This window comes from Nonomuraea sp. NPDC005692, from assembly GCF_040631115.1.
Taxonomy (GTDB): domain Bacteria; phylum Actinomycetota; class Actinomycetes; order Streptosporangiales; family Streptosporangiaceae; genus Nonomuraea.
In genome coordinates, this window is the sequence record NZ_JBEXYU010000004.1 from 257,702 (window position 1) to 271,616 (window position 13,915).

Here is a 13,915-nt window from a genome sequence, read left to right on the forward strand (position 1 = left end):
CGCGACCCTAGCGAGCCCGGTCCGCCCCCTGCCACCGCATTTCGGCCCGGCTACTGGTGCACGACCGGGTTGTGGTGGACCGCCTGGCGGGCCGCGTGCGAGGTGGAGCTCCACAACACCGCCGCCGCCGTCAGCGCCGCGAGCAGCGTGCACCAGGCCACCGCGCGTCCGAGCCGCATGCCGTACCCCCACAGCAGCCACGACAGCGACAGCCACCAGTGCTCACCGGCCTGGCGGCGCATCTCCATGGCGGCGAAGGCGAAGTCCGCCGAGGTGTCGCGGTCCTCGATCCGGCCGCGCAGCCCGGCGTACAGTGCGGCCAGCAGGTCGGGGGTGGTGGGCGAGCCGCCGGAGGCGTCCCAGCCGCGCAGGGCGTGCTCGTCGGCCAGCGCGCTGCGCCGCGAGATCCAGCGCAGCATCGGACGGCGCAGGCTGACCCGCACGCCGCGCGGCGTGAGCGCGAACGTGCAGTTCCTGACCCGCACCCCGGACGGGTGCGTGAGCCCGGCGAAGCCGCATCCCGACAGGTCGAGGCCGGTCAGCGTGAGGCTGGCGGCGTCCACCTGGCGCAGCGAGCTCAGCATCGACAGGCCCTTGCCGGTCACCGAGGCGGGCCCGTGCAGCACGGCGCCCTCCAGGTCGGCGCTGGAGTCGGTCAGCCGCACGGTGGCGGCCCCGAAGACCTCGGCCCGCCGCAGGTCCACCCCGCAGCGTGCGACCGTCACGTCGAGCAGGCCGTCGGCGCGGGCCCGCGCGGCCGAGAGCCTGCCGGAGGCCGACAGGTAGGCGTCCCCGGCGAAGTGGGCGTAGTCGAACCCCGCCTGCCCGCGCACCTTGCGGAAGGACAGGGTCCGGCCGAACCTGGCCCCGCGGAACGTGGCGCCGGTGCCCAGACGGGCGTCGTCGAAGGTGGCGTACCCGTCGAACCGGGCGCCCTCGCAGGAGAGCCCGTGCTCGAAGACGGCCTGGCCGAACAGCGCGTCGCGGGACATCACGGCCCGGTCGAGCGAGACGTGCCCCCGGACGCGTACGCCGTGGAAGGACAGCTCGCGCGTGAACCTGGCCGCCGCCAGCGACACGTTCCCCTCGAATCGAGCTCCGAAGAAGGAGGCGAGCCGCTCGAACCTGGCCCCGTCGAGCGACACGTCCCCGGCGAACGTCACGCCCGACAGCCTGACGTCGCCGGTGAACCTGGCCCGGTCGAGCCGGGCGCGGCCCGGTCTGCAACTCGTCGCCTCCAGGACCCGCGCCAGCAGGTCGCCGTCGACGGTGGTGCCGCGGAGGTCGAGCAGCCTGCCGGGGGACAACCGGGCGAGGACGGCGGGCAGGTCCTCGGCCGGCAGATGCGCCAGGCACAGGCCGGACGGCTGTTGGGCGATTCCGGGGCAGGCAGCAGAAAACGCGCAGGTGACCCAGTCCATGCACTGGTCATACCCGCGTGCCGCCAATGTCAAGGTTCGATGATTTAATGTTCTATCCACTTTTGTGTGGAAATATGCGGGCAATAATCCCTCTAAAGTGCCGGTCATGCGCGTTTTATCCCGAGCAGTACTCGCTGCCCTCGTGGCGGGCGCCCTGACCGCCACCCCGGCCCTCGCCGAGACGGCGGCGGCGCCCTGTGACACCCCGGCCGACCGCCGCGTCGCCGAGGTGCAGGGCAGCGGCGACACCGGCCCCCTGACCGGCCAGACCGTACGGGTCGAAGGCGTCGTGACCGGCGACTTCCAGCGGACCGACCAGCTCAGCGGCTTCTTCCTCCAGGACCCGCGGCCGGACGCCGACCCGAGGACCTCCGAGGGCCTGTTCGTCTTCGCCCGCGAGTCCTTCAAGGACGTCAAGACCGGCGACCGCGTCCTGGTCACCGGCAAGGCCACCGAGTTCAACGGCTGGACCGAGCTGTCCCCGGTCACCGCCGTGGACGTCTGCGGCACCGGCAGCGTGGCGGCGCAGCCGTACACGCTGCCCCCGGCCGCGGACGGCCTGGAGGCCGTCGAGAACATGCTGCTCACCTTCCCGCAGCCGCTCACCGTGGACGACAACTACAACCTGGGCCGCTTCGGCGAGGTCACGGTGTCGGCGCACGGCCGGCTGTACCAGCCCACCGACCGGCCCGGCGTGGACCCCGCCGCCGACACGCGCCGCTCGCTGCTCATCGACGACGGCTCCAACCGGGAGAACCCGGCGACGCTGCCGCCCGTCACGCGGGCGGGCACCGTGGCCGCCGGCGTCACCGGCGTGCTCGGGTACGGCTTCGGCGAGTACCGCCTCCAGCCCACCAAGCCGATCGCCTACCTGAACGCCAACCCGCGCACGCCGCGCCCCTTCCCGGTGGTGGGCAACGTGAAGGTGGCCTCGTTCAACACCCTCAACTGGTTCACCACCATCGGCTCGCGCGGCGCGAGCAACGCCAACGAGCAGCAGCGCCAGCTCGCCAAGCTGGTGGCCGCGCTGAAGGGCCTGGACGCCGACGCGGTCGCCCTCATGGAGGTCGAGAACAACGGCCAGACCGCGCTGCAGGCGCTCGTGGACGCCGTCAACGCCGAGGTCGGCGCCGGCACGTACGCGGCGCTCAGCCACCCCCACCCCGGCACGGACCTCATCCAGGTCGGCCTGATCTACAAGCCGGGCAAGCTCACCCCGGTCGGCGAGACCAGGGCCTCGGAGGACCCCGTCTTCAGCCGTCCGCCGCTGATCCAGACCTTCCGCAGGAAGGGCGGCGGCCAGCCGTTCACCATGATCGTCAACCACCTCAAGTCCAAGGGCAGCTGCCCGGCCGACGGCCCCGACGCCGACCAGGGCGACGGTCAGAGCTGCTGGAACCCCACCCGCGTCAAGCAGGCTCAGGCGCTGCTCGGGATCATCGGCGACCAGGACCTGCCCAACCCGCTCGTGCTCGGCGACCTCAACGCCTACGGCGAGGAGGACCCGATCGACACGCTGGAGGCCGGCGGCCTGAGCAGCCTCACCAAGCGGTTCGTGCCCGAGGCGCAGCGCTACAGCTACCTGTTCGACGGCCTGGCCGGCGAGCTCGACCACGCCTTCGCCGGCAAGCAGCTGCTCAAGCGGGTGACCAGCACCACGATCTGGCACATCAACTCCGACGAGCCGCGCATCCGCGACTACAACACCGAGTTCAACCCGCCCGGCCTCTACCAGCCGGACGCCTACCGCTCCTCCGACCACGACCCCCTGGTGATCGGCCTGACCCTGCCCGGCGGCCACTGACCCCCGCGGAAGGCGCGGCCCGCGGGCCGCGCCTTCCGGCGTTCCGGATCGCCCGCCGCAGCGGGCTTGCGGGCCTCCAGGGGCATGGAATGCTGGTGGGGGGTACGTGGTTGACACGGTTGCAATTTCACCGAGGAGCGAGGAGCCACTTGTGGCGACCATCGAAGTAACAGAGAAGAACTTCAACGACATCGCCGACAAGGGCATCGTGCTGCTCGACTTCTGGGCGACGTGGTGCCCGCCGTGCAAGAAGTTCGGGCCGATCTTCGAGGCGGCCTCCGACAAGCACGACGACATCACCTTCGGCAAGATCGACACTGATGCGGAGCAGGCGCTCGCCCAGGGCTTCGACATCACCTCGATCCCCACGCTGATGGCGATCCGCGACGGCATCGTGGTCTTCGCCCAGGCCGGCGCGATCCCGGCCCCGGCCCTGGACGACCTCATCCGCCAGGTCCGCGCCCTCGACATGGACGCGATCAGGGCCGAGCTCAGCGAGGAGCTGAAGAACGCCGAGCAGAACTGACCCCGGCGGGCCCCGCCTGCACGGTGGGGCCCTCGCGTCCCCCGGCCCGCGCGAGGGCGGCGGCCAGCGGGAACAGCGCGATCACCATGAGTGTGCCGGGCAGCCCGGCCAGGCGTGACAGCGCGCCCGCCACGCCCAGCCCGATCCCGCCGCCGACGAAGAACGTCAGGTTCAGCAGGCCCATCGCGCCGCCGCGCCGCTCCACCGGATAGCTCGCCGACATCCGGGCCGTGATCACCACCTGGGCCAGCGAGAACGCCGGGAACCCGAGCGAGGCGGCCACCACCAGCAGCACCGCGGCCCACGCCGCCGGCGCGCCCGGCCCGCCGGTGAGCGCTCCGGCGAGCCCCGCCGCGACCAGGCAGAGCGCGAACGCCGCGGCCACGGCGGGCAGCAGCCACGACCGGGTGCCCGCGATCCTGGCCAGCACCACGCCCACCAGCGCGCCCGGCAGCAGCCAGGCGCCGATCGTCAGCACGCTCCACCCGTGCACGCCGGCCAGGAGCTGCGGAGCGGCCCACATGGTGGCGAACAGGCCGCCGTACACGCCGACGCCGATCAGGGCGGCCCCGCGGAAGACGCGGTCGGCCGGCAGGTCCCGGGGGACGAACCCGCCCGCGACCGTACGGGTGCGCCGGACCAGCGCGGCCCCCGCGAGCACCGTCACCACCCCGGCCAGCGCCGCGACCGGCCAGGTCAGCCCCAGGTTGGCCGACTGGACGAGCACGAGGAAGGCCGACACCCCCGCCGCCAGCAGCCCCGCGCCGACGACGTCCACCCGGCCGCCCGACCCCGCCCGCCGCGCCACCGGCAGGCAGAACGGCACCGCCACCAGCGCCAGCGCGGGCAGCGCGAGCGTGAGCCGCCACGACAACGCCTGGGTGACCAGCCCGCCGGCCAGCGTCGCGCCCGCCGAGAAGACCGCCATCGCGCTGCCGAACCAGGCCAGCACCGCCTGGCGCCGCTCCGGCTCGGCCGTGGCCGCCAGGTTCAGCGCGACCGCCGACAGCGCGCCCGACCCGGCCGCCAGCACCGCCCGCGCCGCCACGAGCGCGCCCAGCGACGGCGCCACCAGGCAGGCCAGCGCGCCCGACGCCAGCACCGCCGAGCCGAGCAGCAGCGTGCGGCGCACCCCCCACGCGTCCGACAGGCGCCCGAACAGCGCCGTCCCGATGCCCAGCGCCAGCGCGTGCGCGGTCAGCACCCACACCACCGCGCCAGGACGTGCCCCCAAGGCGGCGGCGACGTCCGGCAGGGCGACCCCGGCCGCCGTGACGCCGAACACGGCCGGGCCGAAGAGCGCGCCCAGCCTGATCCCGATCGATCCACTCCCGTTCATGCGGGTCAGTCCATCGCGGGAAGAGCGGGCGAACCAGGAGACGTTCTCCTGGACAGTCATCACAGATCATGATGAATGGAGACACAGTGGAGTTGCGGCAGCTCGCCTACTTCGTCGCCGTCGCCGACGAGGGCGGCTTCGGCCGGGCCGCCGAGCGGCTGCACATCGTCCAGCCCGCGGTCAGCCAGCAGGTGAGCAGGCTGGAACGCGAGCTGGGCGCGCGCCTGTTCGACCGGTCGACCCGGCACGTACGGCTGACGGAGGCGGGGGAGCGGCTGCTGCCCGAGGCCCGCGAGGTGCTCGCCGCGGCCGAACGGGCCCGCCGGGCGGTCACCGGCCACCTGGCCGAGGCCACCCTGCGGCTCGGCGTGTCGGCCGCGCCCGGCACCCGCCTGTACCCGATGCTCGACCGGCTCGACCCCGGCCTGCGGGTCCGGCTCAGCAAGCAGGGGCTGGCCGAGCGGCTGGCGGCGGTGCGCTCCGGCGACCTGGACGCCGCCCTGGTGCGTCTCGTGGACGCCGCGCCCGGCCTGGAGTTCTTCCCCGCCTGGACCGAGCCGCTGGTCGTGGCGCTGCCCGCCGGCCATCCACTGGCCGGCTCCGGCACGCTCAGCCTCGCCCAACTGGGCGACCTGCCCGTACGGCTCGCCCCCCGCGAGCGCAACCCGCCCTTCCATGACCTGGTCACCGGGGCCCTGGCGGGGGCGGGCGTGGACCCGCCGCGCGGCCCGGCCTTCACCGGCCTGCACGACACGCTCATCGACCTGGCCTCGGGCCCGCCGTCGTGGACGCTGTTCTACCCGGTCTTCGACGAGCTGCCGCCGATCCGCGGCGTGGCCTACGCCGGCCTGGACGAGCCCGAGGTGCGCACCTACCTCGCCGTGCCGGCCGGACCGCCGACGGCCCGGGTGCGGCAGCTCCTGGCGGCCCTGCCCTGACCGGGGCCCCTACCGCAGGCCGTGATCGGGCCGTCCGTCAGGGCTTGCGGGCGACGCCGACGTAGCCGACGTCGGTGCCGTTCGTCAGGGCGGCCGGCTCGGTGGGACGCCAGTCCTGGGGGAAGACCAGACCGGGGTCGGCCAGCTCGTAGCCCTCGAAGAAGGCCAGGATCTCCTTGTCGGTCCGCAGGCTCAGCGCGGCCGTGGCCTGGTTGTAGACCTTCACGGCCTGCGGGGTGGTGTCGGGCCTGGCGTCGATGGCGTGGCTGATCACCAGGTGGCTGCCGGGGGCGCTGACCTCGCGCAGCCGGGCCACGATCGGGTGGGCCTGCTCGTCGGGGATGAAGTGCAGGATCGCCAGCATGAGGAAGGCCACCGGCTGGTCGAAGTCGACCAGCGCGCCCAGTTTGTCCAGCAGGACGTCCACCTCGCGGATGTCGGCCTGCAGGATGTCGACGTTGTCCGTACGGGCCAGCAGCGCCCGGCCGTGGACGCACACCACCGAGTCGTAGTCGACGTAGACCACGCGGGCCTCGGGCGCGATCTCGTGCGTGTTGCCCTGCGTCGGCAGCCCGGCGCCCAGGTCGACGATCTGCCGTACCCCCGAGTCCACCAGATGCCGCACGGCCCGCTGCAGGAACGCCCGGTTGGCGCGGGCGGCCTCCTTGGTGTTGGGGAACACCTTGAGGATCTGCTCCGCCGCGGCGCGGTCGGCCGCGAAGTTGTCCTTGCCGTCGAGGTAGTAGTCGTACATCCGCGCGACGTTGGGGACGTTGGGGTCGACCCCCTCAGGGGCACTGTCCACGATTTCTCCCGAAATTTCGGTCCTTCGGGTGATCATAGCCTCGCTGTCCCCACCCGTACCGGAATTCGGTTCGGTTGCCCGCGCGGCGCGTCACGAACACGCGCCGCGCGGAACCGGCTCACCCTGGAAGGACGCCGCGCTCAGCGGTACGGCTCAGCCCCGGTACAGCTCGGCCACGCGGAAGGCGAGGTCGAGCGACTGGCCGCGGTTGAGCCGCGGGTCGCAGGCCGTCTCGTAACGGGTGCCGAGGTCGCCCTCGACGATCTCGTGGCCGCCGCCCACGCACTCGGTGACGTCGTCGCCGGTGAACTCGATGTGGATGCCGCCCGGGTGGGTGCCGAGCGCGCGGTGCACCTCGAAGAACCCGGCCACCTCGTCGAGCACGTCGTCGAAGTGGCGGGTCTTGTGCCCGCTCGGCGCCTCGAAGGTGTTGCCGTGCATCGGGTCGCAGATCCAGGCCACCTGGGCGCCGGAGGCCGTGACCTCCTTGACCAGGGTGGGCAGGTGCTCGCGGATCTTGGACGCGCCCATCCGGGTGATGAACGTGAGCCGGCCGGGCTCGTTGTCCGGGTTGAGCTTCTGGATCAGCGCGAGCGCCTCCTCCGGCGAGGTCGTCGGCCCGAGCTTGACGCCGATCGGGTTGCGGATGCCGGCGAAGAAGTCGACGTGCGCGCCGTCGAGCTGGCGGGTGCGCTCGCCGATCCAGACCATGTGCGCCGAGACGTCGTAGGGCAGGCCGGTGCGCGAGTCGATGCGGGTGAGCGCCCGGTCGTAGTCGAGGATGAGCGCCTCGTGGGAGGAGTAGAACTCGACCGTGTGGAACTCCTCGGGCTCGGCCCCGCAGGCCCGCATGAAGGCCAGCGCCTGGTCGATCTCGCGGGCCAGCTGCTCGTAGCGGCGCCCGGCGGGCGACTCGGCCACGAAGTCCTGGTTCCAGGCGTGGACCTGGCGCAGGTCGGCGTAGCCGCCCTTGGTGAAGGCGCGCGCGAGGTTGAGCGTCACCGCCGAGGAGTGGTAGGCCTTGAGCAGCCGCCACGGGTCGGGCTCGCGCGACTCGGGGGTGAACTCGAACCCGTTGACCATGTCGCCCCGGTAGGCCGGCAGCTCCACGCCGTCGCGGATTTCGGTGCCCTTCGACCGCGGCTTGGCGAACTGGCCCGCCACCCGGCCGATCTTCACGACCGGCACCTTCGCCGCGTAGGTCAGCACGATCGCCATCTGCAGCAACGTCTTGAGCTTGTTGCGCACGTTGTCGGCGGTCGCGCCGGAGAAGGTCTCGGCGCAGTCGCCGCCCTGCAGGACGAACGCCTCCCCGCGCGAGACGGCCGCCAGCTGCCTCTTGAGCTGGTCGCACTCGCCGGCGAAGACGAGCGGGGGCAGGCCGCCGAGCTCGGCGACGACCTTGTCGAGCTCACCGCGATCGGGCCAGTCGGGCTGCTGGGCCGCGGGAAGGGCTCGCCAGGAATCGAGATCCACGAGATTGCTGCTCACGAGATACGAGGGTATTCCACTGACCCGGCCCCACCGACCCCCTTGTCCACGTTGTGAGAATGCATTTATCAGCTTTCGGGAGACTTCACATGCTCAGGCAGCACCCCGAGGCCGATGAAACGCCGCGGCAGCCGGTTGAGCAGCGGAATCCTGGTCACGTCGCGCGGCATCCTGGACGCGTCGAACCGCCGCCCCAGCGCCGGCGTGATCACCTGGTTCTGCACCAGCCGCTGGGCCGCCTGCGTGACCCGCGTGGGCAGCATGCGCCGCCGCTGCAGCCGGTGCAGGGTGGACTCCGGGATCGGCCGGCCCGCGGCGAGCGGCGCGGCCAGCAGGTTGGCGGCGGCCACCGCGTCCTGGACGGCCAGGTTGATGCCCACCCCGAAGACCGGCGACATGGCGTGCGCCGCGTCGCCGATGCACAGGAACCCCGGGCGGTGCCAGCGGCGCAGCCGGTTGAGCGCGACCGTGAGCACGCTGACGTCGTCGAAGCCCTCGATCTGCCCGACCCGGTCGGCCAGGTACGGCAGCAGCGTGGCCACCGGCCGCCTGAGGGCGTCGATGCCCTGCTCGGTCAGCCGCCCGAAGCCGTCCTTGGGGATCAGGTAGGCGAGCTGCCAGTAGGTCTCCCGGTTGATGGCGACCATCATGTGGCCGCTGGAGATGCGCAGGAACGTGTCGTCGGGGTCGTCGTCGTGCCGGGGCAGCCGGAACCAGACGACGTCCATCGGCGCGTGCAGGTCCTGGGGGACCAGGCCGGCGCGGGCGCGCAGCGCCGAGTGCCGTCCGTCGGCCGCCACGGTCAGCGTGGCCCGCAGCTCGTGCTCGCCGGACGGGTCGCGGTACCGCACCCCGCGCACGGCGCCGCCCTCCCGGATCAGGTCGTGGGCCTCGGCGTTCATCAGCAGCCGGAAGTTCGGGTACGCGCTCGCGGCCGAGGTGACCAGCTTGAGGAAGTCCCACTGGGGCACGAACGCGATGTAGTCGTAGCCGCCCGGCAGGCCGCGCAGGCTGGCGAGCCTGATGTCGCCGGTGTCGGTCACCAGCCGCAGCTCGTGGGCCTTGCGGTGGGGCAGCTTCAGGAAGTCCTCCACCAGGCCGAGTTCGGCCAGCACGCGCAGGGTGGAGGGGTGGATCGTGTCGCCGCGGAAGTCACGCAGGAAGTCGGCGTGCTTCTCCAGCAGCGTGACCTCGACGCCGGCCCTGGCCAGCAGCAGTCCGAGCACGGCCCCGGCGGGGCCGCCTCCGGCTATCACACAAGTCATAATTCATCACCCAATGAGATTGTGTCACGTCCCCGGAAATGAGCAAGCCCCCGCGCCTCTCCGGCATGCCGGAGAGGCGTCGCAGCCGTGGGGGGCGAGGGTCAGGAGGGCAGGGGCGGGCGGCCGTAGCGGGCGGTCCAGGAGGTGTAGACCGGGCTGCGGGCCGCCACGGCGGCGTGGGCCGCGCGGGCGCTCTCCAGCAGCGCCGGCGCGTGCGCGGCGAACGACGACCGCCAGATGAGCACCTGACGCATCCACAGCGGGTTCCCGCGCAGCGGCAGCACCGACACCCGCTCGCCCGGGTCGTAGAGCGCCTGGCAGGCCGACACCGCGTGCCCGGCCGCGATCAGCTCCCGCCGCACCCCGGCCTCCACGAGCTGGTACCGCCCCCGCGGCGTGAACCCGGCCCGCCGGCACGCCTCCAGCAGGTGCTCGGGCCAGCCCATCCCGTCGGGCGGCGGCAGCACCCACGGCTCGCCCGCCAGCTCGGCCAGCTCCACCTCGGTACGCCCGGCCAGCGGATGGGCGGCGGGCAGCGCCACGAACACCGGCTCGACCGCCACCACGCCCATCCCCATGGCAGGGCCGAGCCGCAGCTCGTGGTCGGGGTAGTCGGCCACCAGCGCCACGTCGAGCCGCCCGTTGGCCACCATGTCCACCAGCACCCGGACGTAGTGCTCGGTCTGCAGCGTGATCCGCGCCTCGGGCAGCGCGCCGGCCAGGTTCGCGACGAGGGGCACGACGACGGGGTTCTCGAAGCCGCCCACCCGGATCGCCTGCCCGGCCAGCTCGTACGGCCCCGCCGCCAGCAGGTCGTCCACCCCGGCGAGCACCACCCGCGCCCTGGCCAGCACGAACTCCCCGAACGCGGTGGCCGCCACGCCGCGGTGGTCGCGGGTGAAGACCGCCCCGCCGAGCAGGCGCTCGATCCGTCCGAGCTGGGCGGTGAGCGCGGGCTGGGAGACGCCGAGCGCCGCCGCGGCCCTGGTCACACTGCCGTGGTCGGCGATGGCGCGCAGCGTCCTGAGATGTCTCAGTTCGAGCTGCATCCCGCAGAAGCTATCACTCCGGAGTTATGCCCTTATGGGATGAGACTGCCGCATCCATCGGGCCGATAGTGCATGACATGCGTAGATTCGCGGCCCTGGTACTGGCCGCCGCCGTCCTATATGTCCCATCCGCCCATGCGTCGGCGGCCGCCGACGGGCCCGGCGCGGCCACGGTCGTGCCGGTCCAGGTCACCGGCGCCCCGGCCAAGCGGTTCAACCTGATCGTCATGGGCGACGGCTACACCGAGGCCGAGCAGGCGAAGTTCCGGGCCGACGTGGACCGGCACCTCAACGTGATGTGGTCGATCGAGCCGTTCAAGACCTACCGCGACTACATCAACGTCTACCGGATCGACATCGTCTCCGGCGAGTCCGGCGTGAGCTGCGACCCCGGCCTGGACGCGCCCCGCCGTACCACCCCGCTGAGCATGGGCTTCTGGGGCGGCTGCAACCCCGGCAGCGTGCAGCGACTGATCACCATGGACAACTCCGCCGCCACCCGGTTCGCGAACCTGGTCACCGGGACGACGTCCGGCAACCGGCAGATCCTCGCCCTGGCCAACAGCGGCACCTACGGCGGCGCGGGCGGCAGCTACGCCACCGCCTCGGGCAGCAACTCCATGTCCGCCCTGATCAGCCCGCACGAGCTCGGCCACTCCCTCGGCGGCCTCCAGGACGAGTACGACTACTACCAGCGCGGCGTCCCCGGCGGGACCTACGGCGGTTCCGAGCCCTCCAGCGCGCACCACAGCCTGCTGACCGAGCAGCAGATGCTCGACCAGCGCCGGAAGTGGTGGCGGTGGCTGGGCGAGGACAGCGAGTCCGGCGGCCCGATCGCCCGCTACGAGGGCGGCATGTACTACACGAGCGGCGTGTGGCGGCCGAGCAGGCACTCCATGATGAAGACCCTCGGCTACTACTTCGACCAGGTCAGCCGCGAGGTCATGACCCAGCGCATCACCGCCAAGACCATGCTGATCCAGGACTCCACGCCCACCGCCGCGCCCGTCGGGGCCGACCGGGTGCTCTGGATCGAGCCGATGCGCCCGGCCGGGCACTCGCTGACCACCACCTGGGCCGTGGACGGCAAGAACCTGCCCGGCGACGGCGACGTCCTCGACCTGCGCACGCTGGGCCTGGCCGCGGGCACGCACACGGTCACGGCCACGGTCGCCGACCCCACGGAGTTCGTCCGGGACCCGGCGATCCGGACCGCCATGAGCAGGACCCGCACCTGGACCGTGGACACCACGCTCACCACGCCGCCCGACGGCGTCCAGGCCGCAATCGTGTCGTCCACGCCGACGGACCGCCCGGCCGGACGCGACGCCGTCGTGTACGTCGAGACCACCCACCCGGCGGCGTCCGTCCCCGCCGTCACCTGGACGCTGGACGGCCGGCAGGCGGGCACCGGCACCGAGTTCGACCTGGGCGCGGCCGATCTGGCGCCCGGCGCCCACACCCTCACCGCCGCCCTCGGCGGCACCACGCTGACCTGGCAGGTCGACGCTTCCGCGCCCACCACCGGGTACGAGCTGTCCGAGCCGCTCGCCCGCTCCGGCGACACCTACGTCTACAACGGCCCGTTCACGATGAAGCTCACCGGCGACGACGACCGCGACGGCTACGTGGTCTCGGAGTCCCGGGTGGACGGCGACGGCTGGTTCAACTACTTCGGCTGGCCCACCTCCTCCGCGCTGCCCTGGACGTTCACCGAGGAGGGCACCGTCATCGACTCCCTGGTCTACGGCAAGCTGCCGCGCGGCCGGCACACCGTCGAGTACCGCTCGATCGACGCCGCCGGCAACTACGGGCAGGCCAGGAGCTTCACCGTCACCACCATCGCCCCGCCGCCCGCCTGCGACCGCACGGTCACCGGCGCGCACCGGGGCCCGCTCACCGTGGCCGACGGCGTCACCTGCCTGAAGGACGCCCAGGTCACCGGCCCGGTCACGGTCAAGGCAGGCGCCTCGCTGGTGACCGACGGCGGCCGGATCAGCGGCACGCTCACCGCCGCCAGGCCCGCCGCCGTGCACCTGATCAGGACTCGCGTGGACGGCGCGCTCAGCGTCACCGGCGCGGCCCGGCTCACGGTCGTGGGCGCCGAGCTGCGCGGCGCGGCCGTGCTCACCGGCAACACCGCGCCGATCCTGTCGGGCGCCACGGTCAAGGGCGCCCTCGCCTGCACCGGCAACACCCCCGGGCCGGCCGACCTCGGCGTGCCGAACCAGGTGAACGGCGCGGGCGGCGGTCAGTGCGGCAAGCTGTCAGCGGGCGTCAAGGGGAAGCCGTACGAGGCGGTCCAGGACGTCCGCCAGTGAGCTGACGGCCAGATCGCGGACCCTGGCGTACTCGGACTCCGGGTACTGCCGGGGTCCGTTCTCCACCAGCAGGATCAGGTAGAGGTAGGCGCGGTACAGGTCGAGCCGGACGCGGGCCGAGGAGGTCAGCTCCAGCGGCGTCACCTCGCGGTAGCCGGCCAGCAGCGGGTCGTCCTCGCGCAGCTCGTCGAAGATCGTCGGGGTGACGAACTCGGCGATCGGGTCGCCCCAGAACGCCCGCTCGTGGTCGATGATCGCCTGGATGCGCGGCTCGCCGGTCAGGTCGAGGAACACGTTCCCGGCCCACACGTCGAAGTGCACCAGGCACGGCGTGGTCACCTCGTCCAGCACCGGCGCGGCCCGCTCGAAGACCGCCATGATCTCGGTGGCCGGGCGGGGCAGCGGCGCCGGGTAGCGCTCGGTGTCGGCCAGCAGCGCGCCCACCATGGCCAGGAACGCCACCCGCCAGGTCGAGCCGACGATCCCGGCGTGCGGGTAGCCGAACACCTCGCCGGTCACCGCGTTGAAGGCGGCCAGGTGGCGGCCGAGCTCCCGGCGCAGCGCCTGCTCGCCCTCGGGCTTGACGTCGTTCCAGGAGACGCCGTCGAGCGCGGTCAGCATCAGGTAGTCGCCGCCGAGCACCGGGTCGTCGAACCCGGCCACCAGCAGCTCGGCCATCGGCACGCCCGCCGCGGCGGCCAGCTCGTAGGCGGCGGCCTCCATGCGCAGCAGGTTGCGCTCGTAGCTGAGCTGGTCGAGGTCGGGCGAGGGGGAGAGCTTGAGCACCACCTCGCGGCCGTCCTCCAGGGTCAGCCGCCACACGGCGTTGGCGTAGCCGTCGGTCAGCTCGGTGGCCGTGAAGACGCCCGCCCCCACGGCCCGCCTGGCCAGCGCGTCGAGCTCGGCGGGCGATAAGCGGCGCTTGGTCCTGCTGTCCACGCAAGGCCCCTTCCGGG

The 13,915-nt window shown here is 72.8% G+C and carries 11 protein-coding genes; 4 read left to right on the forward strand and 7 right to left on the reverse strand.

What is annotated here, in order from left to right; genetic code table 11:
• Nucleotides 1-50: 50 nt before the first annotated feature.
• Nucleotides 51-1,421, reverse strand: coding sequence for a pentapeptide repeat-containing protein (locus ABZ459_RS11845; protein WP_357969109.1), 1,371 nt, complete (start codon nucleotides 1,419-1,421; stop codon nucleotides 51-53).
• Between the two features lie 106 nt (nucleotides 1,422-1,527).
• Between ABZ459_RS11845 and ABZ459_RS11850 the strand changes: the two genes are divergently transcribed.
• Together ABZ459_RS11850 and ABZ459_RS11855 are read left to right on the forward strand one after the other, a co-directional pair.
• Nucleotides 1,528-3,225 carry an ExeM/NucH family extracellular endonuclease gene (locus ABZ459_RS11850; protein WP_357969112.1) on the forward strand — a complete coding sequence of 566 codons (1,698 nt, stop codon included), beginning with the start codon at nucleotides 1,528-1,530 and terminating at the stop codon, nucleotides 3,223-3,225.
• Between the two features lie 151 nt (nucleotides 3,226-3,376).
• Nucleotides 3,377-3,751 (forward strand): thioredoxin family protein, encoded by a 375-nt coding sequence (locus ABZ459_RS11855; protein ID WP_357969115.1) that lies wholly within the window; start codon nucleotides 3,377-3,379, stop codon nucleotides 3,749-3,751.
• On the opposite strand, the gene ABZ459_RS11860 is transcribed toward ABZ459_RS11855, so the two are convergent.
• Nucleotides 3,717-5,150: an MFS transporter gene (locus ABZ459_RS11860; RefSeq protein ID WP_357969116.1), complete on the reverse strand. Its 1,434-nt coding sequence runs from the start codon at nucleotides 5,148-5,150 to the stop codon at nucleotides 3,717-3,719. The two genes, ABZ459_RS11855 and ABZ459_RS11860, sit on opposite strands and share 35 nt — an antisense overlap.
• Nucleotides 5,151-5,176: 26 nt before the next feature.
• Between ABZ459_RS11860 and ABZ459_RS11865 the strand changes: the two genes are divergently transcribed.
• On the forward strand, nucleotides 5,177-6,028 hold the full coding sequence (locus ABZ459_RS11865; protein ID WP_357969119.1) for a LysR family transcriptional regulator: 852 nt from the start codon (nucleotides 5,177-5,179) through the stop codon (nucleotides 6,026-6,028).
• Nucleotides 6,029-6,065: 37 nt separating this feature from the next.
• Here ABZ459_RS11865 and ABZ459_RS11870 read toward each other — a convergent pair whose 3' ends face one another.
• From ABZ459_RS11870 to ABZ459_RS11885, 4 genes are all read right to left on the reverse strand, one after another.
• The gene (locus ABZ459_RS11870; RefSeq protein ID WP_357969122.1) at nucleotides 6,066-6,833 is read right to left on the reverse strand and encodes an SAM-dependent methyltransferase; all 768 of its coding nucleotides are present in this window, start codon (nucleotides 6,831-6,833) and stop codon (nucleotides 6,066-6,068) included.
• A gap of 153 nt (nucleotides 6,834-6,986) precedes the next feature.
• Entirely contained in the window at nucleotides 6,987-8,324 is a 1,338-nt protein-coding gene (locus ABZ459_RS11875; protein WP_357969124.1) for a class II 3-deoxy-7-phosphoheptulonate synthase, read from the reverse strand.
• A 68-nt stretch (nucleotides 8,325-8,392) separates the two neighbouring features.
• Nucleotides 8,393-9,589 carry an FAD-dependent oxidoreductase gene (locus tag ABZ459_RS11880; RefSeq protein ID WP_357969126.1) on the reverse strand — a complete coding sequence of 399 codons (1,197 nt, stop codon included), beginning with the start codon at nucleotides 9,587-9,589 and terminating at the stop codon, nucleotides 8,393-8,395.
• Nucleotides 9,590-9,690: 101 nt separating this feature from the next.
• Complete coding sequence (locus ABZ459_RS11885) at nucleotides 9,691-10,638, reverse strand: LysR family transcriptional regulator (RefSeq protein ID WP_357969128.1); 948 nt, start codon at nucleotides 10,636-10,638, stop codon at nucleotides 9,691-9,693.
• Between the two features lie 77 nt (nucleotides 10,639-10,715).
• Here ABZ459_RS11885 and ABZ459_RS11890 point away from each other — a divergent pair, with 77 nt between their 5' ends.
• Nucleotides 10,716-12,959: a M64 family metallopeptidase gene (locus ABZ459_RS11890; protein WP_357969131.1), complete on the forward strand. Its 2,244-nt coding sequence runs from the start codon at nucleotides 10,716-10,718 to the stop codon at nucleotides 12,957-12,959.
• On the opposite strand, the gene ABZ459_RS11895 is transcribed toward ABZ459_RS11890, so the two are convergent.
• Complete coding sequence (locus ABZ459_RS11895; RefSeq protein WP_357969134.1) at nucleotides 12,906-13,898, reverse strand: aminoglycoside phosphotransferase family protein; 993 nt, start codon at nucleotides 13,896-13,898, stop codon at nucleotides 12,906-12,908. The genes ABZ459_RS11890 and ABZ459_RS11895 overlap by 54 nt on opposite strands.
• Nucleotides 13,899-13,915 lie beyond the last annotated feature (17 nt).

Excerpts from the sequence above, each read along its gene's own strand:
- ABZ459_RS11885 (WP_357969128.1), bottom strand. The coding sequence starts at position 10,638 with ATGCAGCTCGAACTGAGACATCTCAGGACGCTGCGCGCCATCGCCGAC.
- ABZ459_RS11850 (WP_357969112.1), top strand. The coding sequence starts at position 1,528 with ATGCGCGTTTTATCCCGAGCAGTACTCGCTGCCCTCGTGGCGGGCGCC.
- ABZ459_RS11890 (WP_357969131.1), top strand. The coding sequence starts at position 10,716 with ATGCGTAGATTCGCGGCCCTGGTACTGGCCGCCGCCGTCCTATATGTC.
- ABZ459_RS11880 (WP_357969126.1), bottom strand. The coding sequence starts at position 9,589 with ATGACTTGTGTGATAGCCGGAGGCGGCCCCGCCGGGGCCGTGCTCGGA.
- ABZ459_RS11845 (WP_357969109.1), bottom strand. The coding sequence starts at position 1,421 with ATGGACTGGGTCACCTGCGCGTTTTCTGCTGCCTGCCCCGGAATCGCC.
- ABZ459_RS11860 (WP_357969116.1), bottom strand. The coding sequence starts at position 5,150 with ATGACTGTCCAGGAGAACGTCTCCTGGTTCGCCCGCTCTTCCCGCGAT.